The sequence below is a fragment of the Niallia circulans genome, assembly GCF_007273535.1.
GTDB lineage: Bacteria > Bacillota > Bacilli > Bacillales > Cytobacillaceae > Niallia > Niallia circulans_B.
Window position 1 is genome coordinate 3,140,501 of record NZ_RIBP01000004.1, and the last position, 22,443, is coordinate 3,162,943.

Here is a 22,443-nt window from a genome sequence, read left to right on the forward strand (position 1 = left end):
TCGAAATAAATCGCATATAGTTGCACATATATATGAATGTCTAAATGGAAAGAGGTAACCGTTTGACAAAAAAATCTCTTTATTTGCTGTACTTTATCACTTTTCTTTCGATGACTGGTTATGGTGTCGTCCTACCGGCTTTGCCTTTTCTTGCCGCAAGCTTAGATTTAAGCTCTTTTCAGATGGGGACACTTATCACCGGTTGGGCATTGGCACAGTTTTTTAGTGTTCCATTTTGGGGGATGCTCGCTGATAGAATCGGGAAAAAGCCTGTCCTGCTTATTGGTCTTGGCGGATTTGGAGCCGCCTTCTTATTATTAATGGCAGCAAACTCCTATCTTTCCCTTTTATTAATCAGAATAATTGGCGCAATTCTTTCTTCTGGCATGCAGCCTGCTGCAATGGCACTTGTTACTAACCACATTAACAAGAAAAACAGAAGTGACGCAATTGCAAAAATGGGAGCAGCAAGTGGCTTGGGCTTTTTATGTGGACCACTTGCTGGATCACTCCTTTCCCCCTTCGGCTTGACTGCACCATTTTTTCTTTCAGGGCTTTTAAGCCTGTTGGCCATTCCCTTCGCGTGGAAATTTATAAACGAGGGTCAGCACAAAAGAACGGCAAAACAGCATGAGGTTAATCTTCTTCAGTCAATAAGGTTTTTGTTTGAAAAAGACTACAAGCAATTATTCTTCCTCACATTAGGCATGGCAGTTGCTGCATCTAGTCTGTTCTCGATGCTAGGTTTTTTGTTAATCGAGCGCTTTTTAGCAACTCCATTTATAACTGGTGCTGCCTTCAGTATTCAATCCGGTGCTGCCGTATTCGTACAGCTCGTCTTGTTTAGCTTTATATGCAAGCACCTCTCTGAGAAAGCGACCGCCTCTTATGGATTGATTATTCAAGCGCTTGGTTTTGCCTGTATAGCTTTTTCGTTTCATTTGATTGTTGTATTTGTAGGATGCATCTTGATAGGAATCGGCAGTGCATTTACTAGACCAACATTAATCAGCATGCTTGCTAGACAAAACACGATTGGTCAAGGAACAGTAATGGGTCTTCATGCAGCAATGGATAGTCTTGGTCGAGGTGTCGGACCACTTATAGCAGGACTACTCTACTCACTGGCTCATTTCGGTCCATTTTTAATGGCTTTTGTTCTCTGTATCTGTTTATTTTTCTATTTTTCTATTTCCAAATCTTTTACAGAACAGCACATGGATTACAGAACTATAACCAAATAAAGATATTTTTTATAGCAAATAGCTAGATTAATTTTTAGAATAGTGTTAATTTTTAAAATATACAAACTATTAAACATTAGGATGGTGCTAACATTATGAATTCTATGAAAAATATTTCCTTCAGCAAAAGATTTCCAGACATGCAGATTATCGGTTCTTCCTTTGCCGGATCACTTGATCATGTTATCCCCCTCTCCTACGGCTTTCCTGCTCCAGAGTCTTTTCCTCTTGAGACAATGGTTACAGCAACAGAACATGCAATGAAAACACAAGGATCAGGCGCAATGTCCTATACTGGTGGAACTGGGATTAGTAATATTGTTAATTGGATTTTGAAGCGTTCGGAGCTGCGGGATGTATATGCAAAGCAAGATCAAATTATCGTAACTTCTGGAAGCATGCAGGCCATTGACTTAGTTGCCCGAACACTAACAGACCCAGGTGACGACATTTGGATTGAAGCACCTTGTTTCTTTGGTGCTATCCGAACATTTAATTTAGCACAAGTAAATTTACGCTCCTTTCCAATTGATGAAAACGGCATTATTGTCGAGCATGTAGAAAAGGCACTTATCGAGGCAAAGCTGCAACAAAAGCCATTGCCAAAAATTCTGTATATTATGCCTAACTACCATAATCCTGGCGGAGTTAATCTCTCTGTTGATCGCAGAAAAAAACTGGCTGAGCTTGCCTATGAATATAATTTCATCATCCTTGAAGATGATGCATATGTGGAGCTTTCCTTTGATGGCAAATACTTACCTTCCATCCATTCCTTCGGTCCAGACAGAGTTATTTATTTAAGTACCTTTTCAAAAGTGATTGCACCAGGAATCAGGCTTGGATGGGCAATTGGCTTAAGTGAAATTATTAATAAAATGCGTATTCTTAAGACAGATGGACTAACAAGCGTCTATGTGCAGGAAGTAGCCTATAATGTGTTAGAGCAATTGGATATCGAGTCACATATTAACAATTTGAGCACGATGTACAAAACAAGAAAAGAAGCGATGGTGGAGGCAATTAAGGAGCATTTCGGTGACGAAGTTAGCTTTGTTTCACCAGAAGGCGGTTTCTTCCTCTGGGTAAAATTTCCACAAGGAGTTAACACTAGTGCCTTTGTCGATGATGCGATGACTGCAGGCGTCTCTTATTTAGATGGCCGTCATTTCTTCCTCGAGGAAGAAGGCTATAATACAATGAGACTATGTTTCACCTACTGTAATGAGGAAAAAATTAAAGAAGCAATTAAGCGTCTTGCTGAAATTTATTACCAACACCTTCGCAGTTTACCAATGGAGGAAGCTAACTAATGGCTGGTAAAAAGCCGGTTATTTATGTTAGGTACAATATTCCGGAAAAGTATCTTAACAAAATAAAAGCACTAGGGGCAACCGTTCTTTTTGAACCATGGACATTTGGCGAGGAAGAACCTCAAATAACACATGATTTAAGCGAATGCAATATTGTCTTAACATTGGGACTAATTGATCCATTAACAATACAGCCATATGCACCAAATCTTCAATGGGTACAATCAATGAGTGTCGGACTTGATGCACTTCTTCACAAAGAGACAATCAATAGTGATATAATAATAACAAATACAAAAGGCTGTACTTCTATCCCTATTGCTGAACATACAATTGCGATGATTTCTGCTTTTTCGCGAGGACTTCCGACAATGCTTCGAAATCAGCACAAAAAGATTTGGAGCAATACGGAGATTAAAGATTTAGAAGGTTCTAATGTAGGAATTGTCGGCTACGGGGAAATTGGCAAAGAAATTGCGAAGAGATGCAAAGCACTTGGCATGAATGTAGTCGGCTGCCGCAAACGACCTGCTAACACCCTTGACGATGATCCAGCAGATCAAGTTGTCGGGCTTGAGAGGATAGACGAAGTAATACAAAATGCTGATTTTCTTATTTTAGCATTGCCATCTACAAAGGAAACATATCATTTTATTGATAAACATAAATTGCGGTTGCTGAAAGACTCTTCCTTTTTAATTAATATTGGGAGAGGAAATACAATTGTAGAAGAGGACCTACTGCAGTCATTATCAAAGCAGCAAATAAAAGGCGCTGCCCTTGATGTATTTGATATAGAGCCATTACCAAGCGCTCATCCTTTTTGGAAGCTTGAAAATGTTATTATCTCCCCGCACAATGCCTATTATTCTCCTAAAAGCATGGAGCGTTATATGGAGATATTTATAGAAAACCTGACAAGATTTAAAGAAGGCACCGAGCTTCTTAATGTCGTAAATAAAGAACTAGGCTATTAATAGAAAGCAAAAAAAAGGAAGGCATAAATTTATGCCTTCCTCTTTACTTGCCTAATTATACTGTTTCAAAGCCTTCTTGTTTCCAAGCAGTTGTTCCGCCTTCAATGAATGCAACATCAGTGAAGCCCATTTGTTTAAGTAAATATGCGCCTAATGCAGCTTGCCCACCAAGACCACATGTTACTAATACAGGTCGATTACGGTCAGCTAATTCTGCGTTGCGAAGCTCCTCTGGAAGCTCCAAATCAGCGCGTATTGGCAGCATGCCAAGAGAAATGTTAACACTGCTTGGGATTAAGCCACAAGCACCTGCATCTGTAGCATCTTGTACATCAATTACATATGTATTAGGTTTTTCTTCGATTTGTTTTTTTGCTTCAACTGATGAGATACCTTTAACGTTACTGCGTGCTTCTTCTAATAGCTTTCCGAATGTCAATGCCATTTAAATCACTCCTATAGTTTAATTTCCTACATATCTATAGTAGCAAACTTTTCCTTATTTACCTAATAGAATGATCATTTTCCAAAACAAAAAAGAGACTTCCTACCGGCAATATGATAGGAAGTCTCTTAATTTTATATTAGTTTTTCAACTTATCTCTAAGCACCATTGGCAAGATACCGCCATGACGGTAGTAGTCAATTTCAACTTCAGAGTCAAAGCGAACAAGGACATCGAAAGTCTTTTTGTTGCCATCCTCATCTGTTGCAGTAACTTCAATGAAATCACGAGGCTTAACTGTTTCATCAACATACACATTGAACGTCTCTGTACCAGTCAAACCAAGTGACTCAGCAGTATCTCCAGCTTTAAACTGCAATGGCAGAACTCCCATTAACACAAGATTGGAGCGATGGATACGCTCAAAGCTCTCTGCAAGAACTGTTTTAATTCCAAGCAGATTCGTACCTTTTGCAGCCCAGTCACGGGAAGATCCCATCCCATAGTCTTTGCCAGCAAGAACCATTAATCCTGTGCCATCTTCTTTATACTGCATACATGCATCATAAATAGATGTCACCTCACCTGATGGCCAATACGTTGTGAATCCACCCTCTGTCCCAGGAGCGATCTGGTTACGGATACGGATATTGGCAAATGTTCCTCTCATCATTACCTCATGGTTACCACGACGAGAACCGTAAGAGTTGAAATCACGAGGTTCTACTCCATTTGCTTTTAAGTATTTCCCTGCAGGAGTGTTAACGCCGATAGCCCCAGCTGGAGAAATATGGTCTGTTGTAACAGAATCGCCAAACTTACCAACAATTCTTAACCCTTTAATTGGAAGTACTTTTTCCGGATCCGGTTTAAGTCCTTCAAAGAAAGGTGGGTTTTGAATATATGTGCTTGTTTCATCAAATGTATACAAGGAATCGCTGCTTGTTTGAATCTCATTCCAGCGCTCATTGTCATCAAACACACGCTCATACTCTTTCTTGAACAATTCAGGAGTTACTGTTTTATTAACAAGTTCATTAACCTCTTCTGTTGATGGCCAAATATCCTTGAAGAAAACATCGTTTCCATCCTTATCCTTACCAATTGCTTCATTTTGTAAATCAATATCAACTGTTCCAGCAAGTGCATAAGCAACAACTAATGGCGGTGATGCCAAGTAGTTTGCTTTCACAAGCGGATGAATACGGCCTTCAAAGTTACGGTTACCAGAAAGTACGCTAGTAACAAGTAAATCAGAATCTGCGACAGCCATTTCGATTTCATCTCTTAACGGACCAGAGTTACCGATACAAGTCGTACAGCCATAACCAACTAGGTTAAAGCCAATTTGCTCTAAATACGGCAATAAGCCTGAATCTCTCAAATAACCAGTAACTACCTTTGAACCTGGAGCCAAAGAAGTTTTTACAAACTTTGGTACTTCCATACCAAGCTCAACTGCTTTTTTAGCAACAAGACCTGCTCCAACAAGCACATAAGGATTAGATGTGTTTGTACAGCTAGTGATTGCAGCGATAGCAACAGCTCCTGTTTTCATCGTTGTGGAATCACCGTTAGCAAACTTAATATCTACTGATTTATCAAATTCATCTTTTTTCAAGCCGAAGCCTTGATTTCCTTCTGGTGCAGTGACAGAATCAACAAATGCTTTTTGCAGCTGTGATAATGGAATCAAGTCTTGAGGACGTTTTGGTCCTGACAGGTTTGCTTCAATATCAGAAAGGTTAATTTCAATTACCTTTGTATAAACTGGTTCAAAACTTGGATCAAAGAACAATCCATTGCGTTTAGAGTATTCTTCTACTACTTTGATTTGCTCTTCTGGTCTGCCAGTCAATCTCATATAAGACAATGATTCTTCATCAACTGGGAAGAATCCGCAAGTTGCCCCATACTCTGGCGCCATGTTTGCAATTGTCGCACGGTCAGCAAGCGGCAATTGGGAAATACCAGGTCCGAAGAATTCAACGAATTTTCCAACAACCCCTTCGCCTCTTAGCACTTGCGTTACCTTTAAAGCAAGGTCCGTTGCTGTTGAACCGTTTGGCATATCACCAATAAGCTTAACTCCAACTACTTCAGGCACAGGGAAGTAAGATGGTTGTCCAAGCATACCAGCCTCTGCCTCAATACCGCCAACACCCCAACCAAGTACGCCGATACCGTTAATCATCGTCGTATGTGAGTCAGTTCCGACAAGTGTATCTGGGAATGCTTCTAATTCGCCCTCTTTATTTTCTACTACTTGCACAACATTTGCTAAATATTCTAAATTTACTTGGTGTACGATACCTGTTGCAGGTGGTACGGCACGATAATTGTCAAAAGCTTTTTGAGCCCAGCTCAAAAATTGGTAGCGCTCCGCGTTGCGTTCAAATTCAAGATCCATATTTGCTGTCAACGCATCAGGCGTACCATATTTGTCAACCTGTACACTATGGTCAATAACAAGGTCAACAGGTTTTTCCGGGTTAATTTTGCTTGGATCTCCACCAAGATCAGCCATAGCTTTTCTTAATGAAGCTAAGTCAACAACAGCAGGAACTCCAGTGAAATCCTGAAGGATAACCCTTGAAGGCTTAAATGGTACATCAATCTCTTGCAATTCATCTGTTCCCCATTTTGCTAGGTTTTCCACATGCTCGTCTTTAATGACGAAACCATCCATTTGTCTTAATACAGATTCCAATAGAACTTTAATAGAGTACGGCAATTTTGTAACATTACCGATTCCCGCTTTTTCCAATGCTTCCAATTGATAGTAATGATAACGCTTCCCATCAACCTCGAATGATTTACGTGCATTGTAAGTATCTTTTGCCATATGTATTACCCCCTCCATGTAATCATATACCAAAAATAGAAAAATAGTCGAATATTTCGTACTTTCTATCTTTTTTGTCATTTACATCCTCATTCATTTTAATACACTAACTTTGATAAGTAAATAATAAGAAAGTTATCATTTATAATAAGCACTACTTATGACCCATTTAATTTAAACACTCCCTCACGTAAGAAATATGGACATTATCATTTGATATAAACCTAGTTACTAGCATTGCTCTGAGCTCTCTCCATGGAATGCAAAGCCCTAATGCACGAGTCAGTATCGCTCCTTCCAGAAAATAAATAGTGATATAACCCAAAACATCCTTCCTAATTAGGAAGGATGGCATTTTTTTCAATTATGAAAGCTCATTAACTTCATTGACAATATTTTTCAAATCACTTTGAAAAGTTTCAAGTTGTTGACGCTGATGCTCTGAAGCAACTTCTAACGCATTTTCAATTTGTTGATATGTCTCATTAATCTCTTGCTTCAAATGCTTTAACTGATGGCCATAGCTTGCTGAGTCCTTCACGATACTTTCATATAAAGACTGAGTTTCAGTCATATTATTTTGCGCAGCTTGAAATGCTTCTTGTTTATTACTTTGATAAAACACTGTATTTCCTCCTATCTATTTTCACATCATTATTCGTTGTTGTCAGCAGGAAAGAAACCCTACAATTAAATTGCTCAAGCTCGTAGAAAAATATTCGGTATAAACAACTGATATTTCTCTCATTCTAATCAATGAAGGGCAAACTGCTTTTCAAATGCAAAGGAGATGAGAATAATGAATAAAAACGACAGCAAAGACATGCGCAAAAACTCCCCTAAAGGCCATCATGGCGGTCAGCCAGAGCCTCTTAGCGGCAGTAAAAAAGTTAAAAACCGCAACCATACAAGACAAAAGCATAACAGCGGTCATGACCTTTAATTCCAACGATTTACTATAAGAATCCTTCTCAGGCTGATGAAATCAGTTGTTCATCAGCCTGATACTTTTTTTGTGCACATATATAAGCATCTAAGAATACATTGGTTCAAAAAAGGCGTGACATATAATGAATAATGATTATTCTGAGTGGTTGTCTGAATTTGGCTCACTTGTTAATTATTTAGACAAAACTGAATTTCAAGTTGATGTGTATGAAGCAGATACCTACTATTTGGTTGAAGGCTTGCTGCCGTTTGCAACAATGGAATCAATTTTACTTGATGTTAAAGAAAATTATTTAACAATCTCAGCAACAGACTTAGAAAATAATGTTAAAACGAGAACTGTTTACTTCCCAACAATTATTGAAGATAACAAAATAAGCTCTGTTTTTTCAAAAGGTCTTCTTGAAATAAAAATCAATAAAAACTAACTGTTTAACCTTTTTGTTCCATCACTTTTTCCAGCGTATAATAAATGATGCCTTTTGCTTGATCGAGTCCTTTTTGCCAATGATAAAGCTCCTGATTATTATTACCCTTTTGTTTATCAGCAAGGGCATAGAGCACTTCCTGCATCCACAAGATATCAATGGAACAAACATCTTCTTTGACTAACGATTCCTTTTTACGGTTTAATTTTAACCATTGCCTAAAAAATCTTTTGTTCTTATCACAGGGGATTTTTTCTATTTCCCCTTCCACTCCGTTTGTGCTGTCAAAGTAAAAACAAAATAGGATAGTCAGCTCAGGATATAGCCTTCGATACGGAGGACGCTTAACAAGTCTACGATAATTGCTGATAACAGCTTTATCATTTTTCCTGGTTAAAGCTAAAATATAGCCGTAATAAGGATGATGTTTTCTTAAACGTAAATACAGCTCAATCCATTTACTGTTTCGTGATTTTTTTTCTGTATAATAAGCAAGCAAAAATAGACTTAGTATGAAAGCAAGGCATAATAATGCAGCTAAATAAATTCCCGTCATCCTCCTCCCTCCTTTCTAACAATCTCCAAACCAAAGTGTCGCAAGACTATCTATCCCTTCTTTGATTTCCTCAACAGACAATCCTCCAAAACCTAAAATAATTGGACAATGACTTGCTGTCTGTTGTGTGTAGTAGCTCGCTGTGGAATAGACACCAATTGAATGATTCCAAGCATTCTCAATCAATTGAGCATGACTCCTGTCGTACACATTTATGAGAAGATGAAGGCCCGCTTTTCCACCGATAATCTCAATTTTATTCCCCATATGTTTTTGTAAGGCGAAATTGAGTGCTTCGTATTTTTCTTTATAAATTTTTTTCATTTTCCGCAAATGCCGATCAAAATGGTCTCTCTCCATAAATAACGCTAATGCGTGCTGCAAAATAGGCGAGGCATTTTGTGAATCAAGAGATTGGTGTGAAAGCTTGTCAGATAATGCTTTGGGCAAAACCATATAACTGATGCGAATGGAAGGTAAAAATGACTTGGAAAAGGTGCCTGCATAAATGACTCTGTCATGGCGGTCCAGCCCTTTAAGACTGGCTATTGGTGCCCCTTCATAGCGAAATTCACTGTCATAGTCATCTTCAATAATATAGCTTTCTGTTTGTTCTGCCCATTTTAAAACTTGCAGCCTAGTTGCTGCTGGCATAATGGTACCAAGGGGAAACTGATGTGATGGAGTGATATAAGCAGTCTTACAGCCACTCGCCTTTAATGCTTGAACATCATAACCGAATTCAACTGAAACCGGAATGTGCCTAACATCGCAGCCAGCACTAATGAATGTTTGTTTCACTCCATCATAACCGGGATTTTCCATCGCAACCGTGACTTTTTGATCAGAAAAAAGCGAAACAATTTTCCTAATAAGCTGATTTGTTCCAGCTGAAATAACAATATCCTCATAATTGCATTTAATTCCTCGTGACCGGTACAAATAGGTGGCAATTTGTTGTCTTAGAAATACGCTGCCTTGTTTATTTCCATACAGCAAAACTTCCTTACCAGCAATTTCTAAACTGTCTTGCAGGCATTTTTTCCATATTTTCATCGGAAAATGCTCTAAATCAACATCTCCATATTGAAAATCAAATTGCATTTCTACTGGAACAGTATGTACCTTTTCTGCATGCTGCAGCATTCTATTATTTGAAACGGGCAGAAATTCAAGGTTTGGGACAACCCAATATCCTTTTTTTAATCTGCTTTCAATATACCCTTCTGCCACAAGCTGCTGGTATGCCTCATTAACGGTGTTTTTACTGATTCCTAATGAAACAGACAATGCTCTGACAGAGGGAAGCTTTGTTCCTTCCTTCAAATTGCCACTGTGCATTTCATTTCTGTAGAACTCGTAAAGCTGTTTATAAATAGGTGTTTTACTATCTTTTTCAATAAAGCAGGAAACCATCCTCGCTCTCCTATCTGTACCAGTATTTTTTTCATAATCTGGCACTTTTTAATATGACTATGTTTTTTTACAATGATTCTAACATAAAGAAAAAGGAGAATGAGACACATGGAGCAAATAAGACAGAAAAAACTGGCATGGACAGATGAAGAACAAATAAACGACTGCTTGAGCGTATGCAGAACTGGCTATCTTGGACTTAGTGACGGAATGGAGCCTTACGTGGTTCCACTTAATTATGTATGGCATAACAAGTCGATTTACTTTCACGGTGCAGATGAAGGAAGAAAGATAAGAATCATCGAATCAAATGCTGCTGGCTGCTTCACTATTTGCGAAGAGCTTGGCACGATGAGCGATCCAGTTCCTGCAAAAACAGACACTGCCTATTGGAGCATAATGGCATTCGGTCATATCGAAAAAGTGACAGATAAAGAGGAAGCAAGAAATAGCATGCAAGCATTGCTGAATAAATATGTGCCAGGCTATTATGACAAACCGCTTGCCTCGGCTCATTTAGAAAAATACCGCTCATCACTTGGCAGCAAAACAGCCATTTATAAGCTGTCTCCTTCTACATTAACGGCTAAAGAAAACCCGCTAAATGAAAAGGCGCGATTCACAGCGGGCAGGACGATTTCATTGGATTTATAATGAAAATAATAGAAATGAAGGAACTAGTCTAGTTTTCTGTTCATTATTTTAGTATTATGAAGAGATGGATACTGCCATTCATTGGCGATTTGTCTCATACATGTACTTTATAGTGAAGTGAGGAAATAAACTTATGTTATTAAATGTGGAAAATTTAAGTCATACATTTGGAGATAGAACTTTATTTAAAGATGTCTCCTTCCGTTTACTTGCAGAGGACCATGTCGGTCTAGTTGGGGCTAACGGTGTTGGTAAATCAACATTAATGAATATTATTACAGGACAATTAATTCATGATGCCGGCAGAGTCGAGTGGATTCCTTCTGTTCATTACGGTTACTTGGATCAGCATACAGTGCTTACACCAGGAAAAACAATCCGCGATGCATTAAAGGATGCTTTCCTTCCTCTATTTAAAGAAGAAGAAAAGCTAAATGAAGTAACAGCTAAAATGGGTGACGCTACACCAGAAGAGCTGGAAGAATTACTGGATGAAATGGGTGTAATCCAGGATAAGCTGGATGCTGGCGGTTTTTATACACTTGATATAAAAATTGAAGAAGCAGCCCGCGGTTTAGGTCTTGACGCCATTGGACTTGACCGTGACGTATCAGCATTGAGCGGTGGGCAAAGAACAAAGGTTCTGCTTGCAAAGCTATTGCTAGAACAGCCGCAAGTTCTATTGCTGGATGAGCCGACAAACTATCTGGATGTGGAGCATATTAGATGGCTTTCCTCTTACTTAAAGGAATATCCATATGCCTTTATTTTGATTTCCCATGATACTGAGTTCATGAACCAAGTATCAAATGTTATCTTCCATCTTGAATTTTCGAAGCTGACAAGATATACAGCAAGCTATGATAAATTCCTTGAGCTTGCGGAAATCAACAAAAATCAGCATTTGAACGCATATGAAAAACAAAAGGATTTCATTAAAAAACAAGAGGATTTCATTTCTAAAAACAAAGCGAGATACTCTACAACCGGACGAGCAAAAAGCCGTCAAAAGCAATTGGATCGTCTTGAGCGCATTGACAGACCGGAAACTGCTTTAAAGCCGACATTTGAGTTCAAAGAATCTCGCGGCAGCAGCCGTTATGTTTTTGAAGGAACAGACTTTGAAATTGGTTACGCAGACCCGCTGTTACCGAAGATGTCCGTTACGATTGAACGTGGTGAAAAGATTGCGGTAGTCGGCTGTAACGGTGTTGGTAAATCAACATTGCTTAAAACAATGCTTGGCAAAATCAATCCACTTAGTGGAAAAATCGAGCGTGGAGATTTCTTGTATCCTTCCTATTTCGAACAGGAAGTAAAAGCAGGCAATTTAACTCCTATTGAAGATGTTTGGAACTCTTTCCCAAGCATGGATCAGCACCAAGTTCGTGCTGCACTTGCAAGATGCGGGTTGAAAAACGAGCATATTTCACGACCTCTTAACCAGTTGAGCGGTGGCGAACAAGCGAAAGTCCGCTTATGCAAGCTATTAATGGAAGAAAGCAACTGGCTGCTATTCGATGAGCCAACAAACCACTTAGATATTACGGCTAAGGAAGAATTGAAAAGAGCACTAAAAGCTTATAAAGGTACCGTTGTTCTCGTTTGCCATGAACCTGACTTTTATGAAGATTGGGTAACAAAGGTTTGGAATGTAGAAGAATGGTCTAACCAAAATAACTAATGTTTGATAAAAACTATCAATGATGAATTATTTTATGATGGATAAAATTCCATTCATAAGAATATTCATTATATGATAGTTTTTTTTGCCTAAAAATGCGGCAAGGAGGTGCAACTTGTTTTTCTTTGGACGAATTTGGAAAGTCATCATTAACTTTAGCTTTACGGCAATTCTACTTATTACCTTTGGAGTAATCTTAAGTGCTGCATGGTTTTTTCGCCTTTTGGAGCCCGCAACCTTTCCAAGCTATTTCGACAGCTTATGGTTTACATTGGTCACTTCCACAACAGTTGGTTATGGAGACTATTACCCTACCTCCATATCCGGTCGTATATTCGCGATGGTCTTTTTTGTGTATGGAATCATGACCCTTACTGTGTTTATTGGAAAAATTCAGCAAATGCTTTCTGACTATAAAAGGCTGAAGGAGGAAGGAAAATTGGACTATAAAAAAGATGGTCATGTAATTTTTATAGGATACGGCAAGAAAACAGCCATTGCCATTAAGGAGGTAAAAAGCTCAAATTTGAAAATGCCAATCGTGCTGATAGACAGCAAGCTTGATAAGAACCCTTACAATGAAGATTATGTGTTTTTTATTAATGGAAATCCAGCAGAGGACGAAACATTGTTAAAAGCAAACTTACCAGTTGCAGAGCGTGTTTTTATTTTTTCAGATGAAGCAATAGAAAATGATTTAGCGGCAGACGGAACAACAGCTTTGATTGCATTAGGTGTTGAAGACCTGTCCAATGAATATTCGGTTAATATGCATACAACAGTTGAAATTCGCAAGGCTTCCCACAAGCCGCGTTTTAAGCATGCAAATGTCGAAAGATTCGTTTATTCTTATGAGTCGGTTGGACTTTTGATTGCTAGAGAATGCTTGCATTCTGGCAGTGCCACTTTATTAAATGATTTGCTCTCAAATGACAGAGGTTCAGACTGGCATCAAATTATCGCCAAAGAAGAATGGAAAACATATAAAGATGCTGCAGTGGGCGTATTCTCATTAGGCGCAACACTCATTGCCGTTAATGATGATTTAGATGTCGCAACAAAAGCAAAAGAGCCTCTCCCGATTGATGCGACATTGACAATTGTTTGCAGTGGAACGACGAAAGCAAATTTTAAATAAGCCATTTAAAGAGGGCTGCTTTATACTACATATCCTTTGCCCTCTTCGTTAATTTGTTTCTGTATGCTGTTTTCCTTTTTTAACTGCTTTTAATTCATACTTATCGACCTTAACAGAGATAATATGATCTGGCTTTGGCTTGCCAATATTTTTTCGGTGTCCCTCAATATGGGCAGGACTCTTCTCCCAATTCTTCCAAGCCTCTTCAGATTCCCATCTAAAAATAAGTAATACTTCCTCATCACCACGGCGGACTTTCTTCACATAAACACTGACATCAACAAAGCCTTCCTGCTCCTCCACAATGCCACCTTGGCTGAACTTATTAACAACAAGATCAGAAGTTCCTTCTTTCACAATCATAGTTCGCGTGATTACAAACATATATCTCTCTCCAATCCATCTTTTAATATATTTTTATTCTATTGATAAAGATTATCATTGTCAATTAATAACCCATCTGCCGTCTCTACTTCCCGTATTTTTCATTACGCTCGCTTTTTTTTGGAAATACTGTATGTTTTTTCAATGACAGCAAATAATACCAATAATTAGATTTATTGGAGGTCTTTGCTATGATAAGAGGTATAACTCTTTTTACACTTGCCTGCTTGTTATTACTCATGAATCCGGTTGGTGCATTCGCTGCACCAACAAATGAGGAGGTCAGCCAGCTTGCCAAATCGCTTGGATGGACTACTGATGATTTGGAAAACTATTTAAGCGATAAAGAGCTTTCTTTAGAGCATTTTGATTCAATCGAAAGTTTGAAGGATTATCTGGGCACACCCATCACACCTGATAATTTAAATAAATTGCTGAAAAACTATAATATGACACAAGAAGAATTGGACATTTTGCTGACTGGTTTCAATGAAACTGTTCAAGATTATTGGTTCATAGAGGATTTAGATGTAGCAATTGACTTTTATCAAAATCATGAAGAGCAAATGCAAAATTTAGAGGCATTTTTGCTGAATGTTGGAATGACAGAAGACGAAACGGCTAGTTTATATCAGCATTTTAAAAAGCTCGACAAACAAGCTCTTGCCAATAATATTTCTGGCTGGAAAGAAAAACTACAAGCTTTCGCTACGATGGATCAGGAAGAGCAACTCACTAATGCTAGTAAGGAAAACTTATTGTCAATTTGGAAAAATGTCAGCAAACAGCTTGAATTAACCCCTGTTTTTTATGCTGTGGACGATAATGGCAATAGAAATGAAATTGCACTCGATGAATTTATGCAAGCGCCACAATATGACACGGTAGCGTTAGAGATTTACGACAGCAACGATGCTTTGCTTGTAGATACCGTTATCTCTCCGGAAAAACTAACGAGCGGATTTGCCGTAGCCGCAGCAGACAAAGTCGTAAATTTGGCTGAACTAAGCGGAAACTTAACAACACTTTATGATTCACAGCTTCCGAACACTGCATCTTTTGTCCCTTTATTTTTATTTGCAGGATATTTATGCATATTAACAGGCTGCATCATGCTGTTACGGAATAAGAGCAAAAAGCTTTATGAAAAGTAGATCTGTCACCTTGTCTGTATGTGCTTATACCTTAATTGTGGTTGGCATGGCCTTTGTTATTTCTAATTCAGTCAATTTGCTGCATGCAAACAGACCGCTTAACTCTGTGTCTGCCTATGATCCAAAAGAGGTTATTTCTAACTCTGCCAAAAGCACGTCGCCACAAGAAGGTGATGTGTTCGGCATCCTGATTGCACCTAAGCAAAACAAAGAAGTAACGATATTTGAAGGAACAGACTCCTCTACTTTAGCAAAGGGTGCTGGCCACTTTTCAGGCAGTGCATACCCTGGTGAAAGCAATAATACGGTAATATCAGGGCATCGGGACACGTATTTTCGGTTTCTAAAGGATGTAGCCAAAAATGATCGGATTATCCTGCAAACAAGTAGTGGAACATTCACCTATAAGATTCGTAAAACAGAGGTGGTATCTGCCTCAGCTGAAAATATAGTAACACCAAAAAGCAGACCTGTTTTAACATTAACGACATGCTATCCATTTTACTTTATTGGTGACGCACCAGAACGCTTTATCGTGACAGCTGATCTTATTCAAAAAGACATGTCTACAGCCAGATAGCTTATGATAACCTGCTTTTTTTGCAGGTTATCAATTTTTTGCTTTAATAAGCAGAAAATGTGGGTTATTCATCAAATACTGATAACTCTCCGCTTTTAACTCTTTTAGTTTTGGTGTTGGCTGGAGCTCCTTTATTGATATTAACGTGAAAGCCTTTGTTGTTTCATTGATTATATCTTGAAGGGGTCTCCGGTACATCGGAACCTCAAATTCTTTGCCTTGTTTATTCCAAATATCCGTTAGTGCTTCTGTTTCAAAATAGCATGCGTGTTCTGAAATTTTGATATCCATGAATGGATGATGGACAGAAAACAAAAACTCCCCGCCGCTTTTAAGAACTCTGCTAAATTCTGCAAACACCATAGTCCAATCTTGTAAATAATGGAGTGTCAATGAGCTGATAATCAAATCAAAGGAAGAATCACAAAAAGGCAGTGGTTTCTCTAAATCCAAGCACAATGCCTTTCCTCTGTCACCAATTCTTCGTTTTGTTGCCGCAATCATTTGCGGACTAATGTCGATAGCGGTAACATCAGCCCCTCGTAAAAGCAGTTTATTTGCATACCAGCCTGCTGCACAGCCTGCATCAAGAATTTTCTTGGCAGATAATTCTTTCTCTAATTCAGCCATCATTCCTGGCCGTTCGTATTGTGTATTATAAAAGCTAGAGTCATCAACTTGGTTTTCGTAAACAGTTGATAAAGAATCAAATACCGCTTGTATTTTCGCTTTCATTTTTTCCCTCCTAATGCAATACATATCTTTGTGTATATTCTTTGTATATTGTTTACAATCCTTTTTCTACTGCAAAAAAAACCATGCAAAAGCATGGTTCGTAACATTTCGTGCGTATTAACTCCATTTTGCCAAAACAGCAGCTATTTTCGTTTTCCACATCTTTATAAACAAAAGGACATTGTTGCCTCCCTTTTGCTTTTGCATTTCATAAAAGCTGGCTGCACCAATTAAAACACTGCCGGCAATGAGCAAGTATGCCCACCAAGGCATATTCCCCCAATATGGTCTTGTTTGCAAAAGGACATTTAAAAGGAGAACGCCTATCCCAATAAAGAAGTAGGATTTATACCGGAAATAAAAACCTCCTATAACGGATAGTAATGCTAAGCTCCCAAGAATTATCGCATCCATTATGTCAGATGTTTTTAACCCATCAATGATTAAGCATACCGCTGAGAATAGCAGAAAGATCCACTCTATTTTTATGATCAACTGCAGATGGTCAGACTTTAGTTTTTTACAAACCCATATCAAGATAAACCAAGGCAATAACAGCAGTTCCATGCGGAAGTAAATAGAAATTGGCAGTTCATCAAGCAATGTATAATACGGCTGCAGAAGGACGAACATGGCGGCTATCTTAGCTATCCAACTAGATTCCTTGGCCACTCTCCCCTTTTGTAAATAGATAGATAAAGCCAATAGAATACCTGGCGCTGCCTTCAACCATAATATATCTGTGTTTGTGAACAGCATAAAGACAAATGCAAAGAAGCCACTAGTACTATATAGATCTACTGCAGTTAACCTGTCTTTTTCAAAGGTTACTAGTCTTCTGTATAAGCACATTCCTATCAGGATAAGTAGAGCCCCAAGTATCGCATAAAAGAAAAATCGCTCAGCTTGCAGAAAATCCTGTGCATACATAAGCCTTTCTGTACTGCAGAATAACAGCAGCATTGCTGGTGCAACCAAAAAGTGTTTTTTGTCCAAATACATAAGCAGCAAGTAAATAGTCAAATAAAGTAGACTGATTAAAAATTCATAATAAGAGAATTCTGCTAATACGAGCCAAGAAACAATTCCTAGCAAACTAAACGGGATAAAAAACAGCAGTAATGATTTTTCGCTACGCCGTTTCTGGTACAAGCGCTGACATAATATAAGAATACTAGTATAAAGAAATGCTTGAGATACTTCAGTACCGCCAACAAAGGCAAGATGCTTTTCGAATGCGAATATCATAAAAAACGACAGATAGGCTCCATAATGCATGAGTATTTTCACATATTTTTGTTTTATCATGTAAGCACTCACTGAATATGCAATAAAGCTGAACACAAAATGAATCATTGCGTTATTATAGTTAATTACAACATCCATTCCTAATGCCAGTAATAAATAAGTATGACCAAATGCTGCTAAAGGCAGCTTAAAGTCTTTATTTTTCATAAGTACTGTAGCTAATAACACTAGAATCCAGCCATAAAGGGCACTTTTCTCGTAAAGCCAATCTGAAGAAGAAAACAGCAAATCAATCAAGGAAAAATAGCAGAAACACGTTACTGCAGTAATCAGCCATGGGACTGCTTTATCTCGTCGTAATCTATATAACAAGTAAAAAACAAAAATACCGCCAGCATAGACAGCTGTTCTTGCCATATCACTACTAGCTGTTGCTGTCACGGTTAACAGTACTGCCGCCATATACATAAATTGACTAATATAGAACCCGTTTTTTCCCATTCCTTCATCTTTTCTTTGATACCATTTGCTTAATGCTAATATGCTAATACTAGCTAAAGCAACAGAAACGAAAGACCCTAACTCTTGCAGACTTTGTATAGCTGAAAACAATGCGATAAACGCAACACTATAAACAATCGGGATGATTAAATTTAATAGTGTAAAGCCTGTTATTTCTACGTTTTTCCTCTTTATATATAATAAGGTGAATCCAAGGAGGAAAAGCATAAAGCATACTTCCCATCCGCCAAAGAAAAACATCCCGTTTCCATACGTACATATAACCATAATACTAATCGTAACATCGCTTGAGCTTCTTTTTATCACTTGCAGCATAGGAACCTTATTAAATAGACATAACACAAGCAATAAAAGAAAGGCAATACTATAACTGACCACTAATAAGCTGTGAAGATCGGTAACCAGATTCCATTTTAACGCAAGCTGCCAAATGCTTCCTCCCCATAATACGGCAGGCAAATACGGAATAATCCGTGTATGAAGATGTTTTGTTAAGTATACAAATTGTGCTCCAAGCAGCAGTAATGTTATCGCGATAATATATGAACCGCTCCAAACAAACTCTAGCCGAAAAACAGCACTGTAAATAAGACTTGCCAGACCAATCGCGATACTTGTATGCTCCCACGTTTTCTTCAAGTTCATTTCCTTTTTCACTGTGGCTAGGAAAAGAAAGACACCCGCAAAAGCAACAAAGGCCAACGGCATCCAGTCAGACAGAAATTCGTAAGAGAAAAGCTGATAAACTCCTGCACTAGCAGTCACTGTTACCAAGAAATGAACGTTTTTCTTGTTTGTTTCAAGGAGGAAAAGGAAGTAGACAGCACTCATCAACAAGAAATTCCAGCCTTGAAATAGTGAAGATTCATAGAAAAAGCTGATGAATAATGTTGTCACAACCATGTGTACGAGCGTATAAACAGGCAGGAGACGAAGATAACCACTTAACCAGGCTTTTCTGTATCTTGCCATAAACAGAATAATCAAGAAATTAAAGATAACCATTATTAATGTGAACACATCAAGCGGTAAGGACAATGCTAATACCACAAAGGCAACAGTTGACGAAAACGCCGTTAATGCTGATACGCGGAAAAAAGTTGAATCCATTCTTTTTGCCAATTGGTGATATACAAGCACAAGAACTGTTCCCGCGATTGCCCCAAACAGATAGCTCCCTTGCCCTTCATATGACAAATAAAACCCTGCTAAATGAAAGAAACTGACGGAAACAAACCCAATAGGCAGAAATAATCCGCCAAGTACAGTAAAGGCGAAAGCTGTTTTTTCTATTTTTACAACATTTTTTGCGATAAAGCCAAATCCAAAAAACAAAATAGAGACAAAGAAAATACTTGCTGCCTTCATCCAGCCTGCCATTGTGCTCCAATTGCTAGTTGCGACAAACAGGCCACCAAGCAACAGCAAAAAAACACCAAGATACAATAGGTAAGAAATATTCCGTTCACGCATCTCTTCCTTGCTACGGACTTTTTTGATTTTTAGCTCCTTTTCAGGAACTTCTTTTTGTTTTAATATATGCTTTTGATGTGTTGCTTCTTTCTGCGGTAAAACAGCTGCTGCTTCTGTATCATGGACATAGCTCTTATACCCGGAAAAAACTTCATCATATGTTTGAGAACGTATGTATTCTTGCTCTTTAAGCAGTTTCAGCTTTGTCAAAAATGAATTTTCAGTCATTCACCATAACCCCTTATGATAATATTGTACATAATGTGTAATTTTACATTATTTATTAATAAATTTCAATAATATGTACAAAAGTAATAAAAAAACTGCCGGCATATATAGCCCAGCAGCAAAAGAACGCTAATTTGATATTTTTTTCAACCTAAATGCTTCTTTATCAATATTATCTAAGAACGGATTAGGAATATTTTCTTGCTTATATACATAAAGCTCATGCATCGCTCTTGTGCATGCCGTGTAGAACAGCTCTTTTTCCATTTCATTCACATAAACCGAGCTATTATATAAAATAACAGCATCGAACTCAATTCCCTTTGCTAAATAGGCAGGAACTACTGATATTCCCTTTTCATAAGAGATTGTTCCCTTTTCCAATAAACGGACACCACCAGAGCCTTTTAACGATTCATACACTTCGATGCTTTCCTTTTGTGTTTTGCATATAATGGCGATGGTTTTATTACCACTTTCCTTTAAATGCTGCAAATCTTCTTCAATATGGGCCAAAATCGTTTTTTCATTAGGTACTTCTATAACCAACGGCTTATTTCCATGACGGTTAAACGGCTCTATTTCATCACCATTATGTGCCATGCTTCTTGTGAATTCAATAATTTCACTAGTGGAACGATAGCTTTTTGTTAACGTTATTTTCTCCACATCTTCATCCGATCCATCTCTTAAAAACTCATCATTTCCATGTGCAAAGATAGCTTGATTTAAGTCACCTAAAAAAGTCATTTTGCTGTATGGGAAGAGCTTCTTTATATAGCTTATTTGGAATGCTGAATAATCCTGTGCCTCATCTATAAATACTTGCCGAATACCTGTACTTGCTTTTTTCCCCTCCAGCATATCCTTTAAATAAGCGAATGCTGTCGCATCCTCATTCCATAAAATCCTCTGCTCGAGATTAACAATAGTCGAATTCACCAGGCTGGTCCACTTATCACCTGACAGCTCATCTGGTCTTTTGTCAAAGGCATTTTTGTATATTTGCCCATAATCAATAAATCGCAAATTTTTAATGCCCTTATAAATAGACTTGAAACGCTTATTCACAATAACCTTCCGAAGAACAACTTCTTCCTTATCAAAGTAAGCAAATTCATCGTCATCACCGTTATTTTTCTGGGCTGCTTTAAAGGCACTTAAATAATCTTCCTTATCAAGCAGCATCATTTCCTCTTCGACCCAAGACTGTTTTCTTTCTGCTTTAGCATGCTTTCTCATCTCTGATTGGGCCCAATCCTTTAAGCTCTGCATCCGATTTGGAATGGTGATGTGATCATCCAACTCATAGAATTTCCTTGCTAATTCCTCTTTCGAAATCAGCACCTTCTTGCGGAAGGTAATATTTTTAAACACAATACCATTCTTTGATAAACCCTCCATGAATTCATCCAGATGCTCCTTGAATGCAAGACTGCTTTTATATTGAATAGCTGCTAGACGAAGCTTACTGCTTTGTTCATCCTCATCAGAAAGAAGTGCTTCTAACTGAGCAAAAGGATCTTCTACATCAAATGATTTCCCGACCCTATTAAGAATATATTCATGCCATGTTGTCTGCTGCATATTCTCTTCCCCAAGCTCTGGCAGCACTGTCGATACATAGCTGTTGAATAATGGGTTTGGCGAAAAGAGCATAATGTTATCAGATTTAAGCGTATCACGATGTCTGTATAACAAAAATGCGACCCTTTGCAGTGCTGCAGAGGTTTTTCCGCTCCCTGCCACGCCCTGGACAATTAAATATTTACTTGTTTCATTACGGATGATTTTATTCTGTTCCTTTTGAATTGTCGCTACAATGCTTTTCATCATCGAACTAGCATTTGTCCCAAGCACCTCAAGCAGCAGTTCATCACCGATTGTAACACCTGTATCAAAGAGATTAAGAATTTTCCCTTCTCTGATTAGAAATTGTCTTTTTAACAGAAGTTCACCGTCAATTTTCCCTTCTGGTGTCTTGTAAGAGGCATCACCTGGTGAATAGTCATAATAAACACTTGAAATAGGTGCTCTCCAATCGTAAATATAGAAATTTTCATCATTTTGATCCATAAAAGACGTTATCCCTATATATATTGCCTCCGCATCCTCCTGTTCTTCCTTAAAGTCAATCCTTCCAAAATACGGTGAATACTTTAATTTCTCTAACGTTTTTAACTGTTTATGTATTAGCCCGATATTTCGCTCGCGTTCGCCTAATAGCTCTGCCTGCTGTCTGAGACTTATATGCGTTTCGAGCACATCATCCGGTTCATCAAAGTTAACTGTTACATCTTCCCAGAACGTTTCACGAAGATGCCCTGCATCACCGCCAACATCTTTTTTATTCATTTCTAATTTATTTATTTTTTTGCTAATTTCCTGAATGACCATATTTGCTCTTTGCTGTTCTTTTGAAATCTCTTCTAGGTCCTTTTTGCTCATGTTTTTTTACCACTCCTTGTACG

Annotated in this window: 19 protein-coding genes; 10 read left to right on the forward strand and 9 right to left on the reverse strand. The window is 38.1% G+C overall.

Annotation, left to right across the window (positions count from 1 at the left end):
• Nucleotides 1–62 precede the first annotated feature (62 nt).
• The 3 genes from CEQ21_RS23465 (at nucleotide 63) to CEQ21_RS23475 (ending at nucleotide 3,534) form a co-directional block, all read left to right on the forward strand.
• Entirely contained in the window at nucleotides 63–1,244 is a 1,182-nt protein-coding gene (locus CEQ21_RS23465; RefSeq protein WP_185766623.1) for an MFS transporter, read from the forward strand.
• Between the two features lie 95 nt (nucleotides 1,245–1,339).
• A complete protein-coding gene (locus CEQ21_RS23470; RefSeq protein WP_185766624.1) occupies nucleotides 1,340–2,557 on the forward strand; it encodes an aminotransferase-like domain-containing protein in 1,218 nt (405 codons plus the stop codon).
• On the forward strand, nucleotides 2,557–3,534 hold the full coding sequence (locus tag CEQ21_RS23475; RefSeq protein ID WP_185766625.1) for a D-2-hydroxyacid dehydrogenase: 978 nt from the start codon (nucleotides 2,557–2,559) through the stop codon (nucleotides 3,532–3,534). The genes CEQ21_RS23470 and CEQ21_RS23475 overlap by 1 nt, the downstream gene beginning before the upstream one ends.
• A 55-nt stretch (nucleotides 3,535–3,589) precedes the next feature.
• Here CEQ21_RS23475 and CEQ21_RS23480 read toward each other — a convergent pair whose 3' ends face one another.
• From CEQ21_RS23480 to CEQ21_RS23490, 3 genes are all read right to left on the reverse strand, one after another.
• On the reverse strand, nucleotides 3,590–3,979 hold the full coding sequence (locus CEQ21_RS23480) for a rhodanese-like domain-containing protein (protein ID WP_185766626.1): 390 nt from the start codon (nucleotides 3,977–3,979) through the stop codon (nucleotides 3,590–3,592).
• A 139-nt stretch (nucleotides 3,980–4,118) separates the two neighbouring features.
• Nucleotides 4,119–6,824 (reverse strand): aconitate hydratase AcnA, encoded by a 2,706-nt coding sequence (acnA, locus tag CEQ21_RS23485; RefSeq protein WP_185766627.1) that lies wholly within the window; start codon nucleotides 6,822–6,824, stop codon nucleotides 4,119–4,121.
• A gap of 364 nt (nucleotides 6,825–7,188) precedes the next feature.
• Nucleotides 7,189–7,449, reverse strand: coding sequence for a hypothetical protein (locus tag CEQ21_RS23490; RefSeq protein ID WP_185766628.1), 261 nt, complete (start codon nucleotides 7,447–7,449; stop codon nucleotides 7,189–7,191).
• A gap of 171 nt (nucleotides 7,450–7,620) precedes the next feature.
• On the opposite strand from CEQ21_RS23490, the gene CEQ21_RS23495 reads away from it, so the two are divergent.
• Both CEQ21_RS23495 and CEQ21_RS23500 read left to right on the forward strand, forming a co-directional pair.
• Nucleotides 7,621–7,767, forward strand: coding sequence for a small acid-soluble spore protein P (locus CEQ21_RS23495; RefSeq protein WP_185767395.1), 147 nt, complete (start codon nucleotides 7,621–7,623; stop codon nucleotides 7,765–7,767).
• Between the two features lie 127 nt (nucleotides 7,768–7,894).
• Entirely contained in the window at nucleotides 7,895–8,200 is a 306-nt protein-coding gene (locus CEQ21_RS23500; protein ID WP_185766629.1) for an Hsp20/alpha crystallin family protein, read from the forward strand.
• 4 nt (nucleotides 8,201–8,204) lie between these two features.
• Here CEQ21_RS23500 and CEQ21_RS23505 read toward each other — a convergent pair whose 3' ends face one another.
• Both CEQ21_RS23505 and CEQ21_RS23510 read right to left on the reverse strand, forming a co-directional pair.
• The gene (locus CEQ21_RS23505) at nucleotides 8,205–8,756 is read right to left on the reverse strand and encodes a hypothetical protein (protein WP_185766630.1); all 552 of its coding nucleotides are present in this window, start codon (nucleotides 8,754–8,756) and stop codon (nucleotides 8,205–8,207) included.
• A gap of 15 nt (nucleotides 8,757–8,771) precedes the next feature.
• Nucleotides 8,772–10,172 (reverse strand): MocR-like pyridoxine biosynthesis transcription factor PdxR, encoded by a 1,401-nt coding sequence (locus CEQ21_RS23510; RefSeq protein ID WP_185766631.1) that lies wholly within the window; start codon nucleotides 10,170–10,172, stop codon nucleotides 8,772–8,774.
• A gap of 108 nt (nucleotides 10,173–10,280) precedes the next feature.
• Here CEQ21_RS23510 and CEQ21_RS23515 point away from each other — a divergent pair, with 108 nt between their 5' ends.
• The 3 genes from CEQ21_RS23515 (at nucleotide 10,281) to CEQ21_RS23525 (ending at nucleotide 13,648) form a co-directional block, all read left to right on the forward strand.
• The gene (locus CEQ21_RS23515) at nucleotides 10,281–10,826 is read left to right on the forward strand and encodes a pyridoxamine 5'-phosphate oxidase family protein (protein ID WP_185766632.1); all 546 of its coding nucleotides are present in this window, start codon (nucleotides 10,281–10,283) and stop codon (nucleotides 10,824–10,826) included.
• A 133-nt stretch (nucleotides 10,827–10,959) separates the two neighbouring features.
• Entirely contained in the window at nucleotides 10,960–12,510 is a 1,551-nt protein-coding gene (gene abc-f, locus CEQ21_RS23520) for a ribosomal protection-like ABC-F family protein (protein ID WP_185766633.1), read from the forward strand.
• Nucleotides 12,511–12,625: 115 nt separating this feature from the next.
• Nucleotides 12,626–13,648: a potassium channel family protein gene (locus CEQ21_RS23525; protein WP_185766634.1), complete on the forward strand. Its 1,023-nt coding sequence runs from the start codon at nucleotides 12,626–12,628 to the stop codon at nucleotides 13,646–13,648.
• A gap of 48 nt (nucleotides 13,649–13,696) precedes the next feature.
• Here the strand turns inward: CEQ21_RS23525 and CEQ21_RS23530 are convergent, their stop codons facing one another.
• Nucleotides 13,697–14,032, reverse strand: coding sequence for an antibiotic biosynthesis monooxygenase family protein (locus tag CEQ21_RS23530; RefSeq protein ID WP_185766635.1), 336 nt, complete (start codon nucleotides 14,030–14,032; stop codon nucleotides 13,697–13,699).
• Between the two features lie 191 nt (nucleotides 14,033–14,223).
• Between CEQ21_RS23530 and CEQ21_RS23535 the strand changes: the two genes are divergently transcribed.
• Both CEQ21_RS23535 and CEQ21_RS23540 read left to right on the forward strand, forming a co-directional pair.
• Nucleotides 14,224–15,186: a processed acidic surface protein gene (locus CEQ21_RS23535; protein ID WP_185766636.1), complete on the forward strand. Its 963-nt coding sequence runs from the start codon at nucleotides 14,224–14,226 to the stop codon at nucleotides 15,184–15,186.
• Nucleotides 15,176–15,766, forward strand: a complete 591-nt coding sequence (locus CEQ21_RS23540) for a sortase (RefSeq protein WP_185766637.1) — start codon at nucleotides 15,176–15,178, stop codon at nucleotides 15,764–15,766. The genes CEQ21_RS23535 and CEQ21_RS23540 overlap by 11 nt, the downstream gene beginning before the upstream one ends.
• Nucleotides 15,767–15,796: 30 nt before the next feature.
• On the opposite strand, the gene CEQ21_RS23545 is transcribed toward CEQ21_RS23540, so the two are convergent.
• From CEQ21_RS23545 to helD, 3 genes are all read right to left on the reverse strand, one after another.
• Nucleotides 15,797–16,501 carry a class I SAM-dependent methyltransferase gene (locus tag CEQ21_RS23545; RefSeq protein WP_185766638.1) on the reverse strand — a complete coding sequence of 235 codons (705 nt, stop codon included), beginning with the start codon at nucleotides 16,499–16,501 and terminating at the stop codon, nucleotides 15,797–15,799.
• A gap of 117 nt (nucleotides 16,502–16,618) precedes the next feature.
• Nucleotides 16,619–19,972, reverse strand: a complete 3,354-nt coding sequence (locus CEQ21_RS23550; RefSeq protein WP_185766639.1) for a hypothetical protein — start codon at nucleotides 19,970–19,972, stop codon at nucleotides 16,619–16,621.
• A gap of 129 nt (nucleotides 19,973–20,101) precedes the next feature.
• Nucleotides 20,102–22,420 carry an RNA polymerase recycling motor HelD gene (gene helD / locus CEQ21_RS23555; protein ID WP_185766640.1) on the reverse strand — a complete coding sequence of 773 codons (2,319 nt, stop codon included), beginning with the start codon at nucleotides 22,418–22,420 and terminating at the stop codon, nucleotides 20,102–20,104.
• Nucleotides 22,421–22,443: the final 23 nt, after the last annotated feature.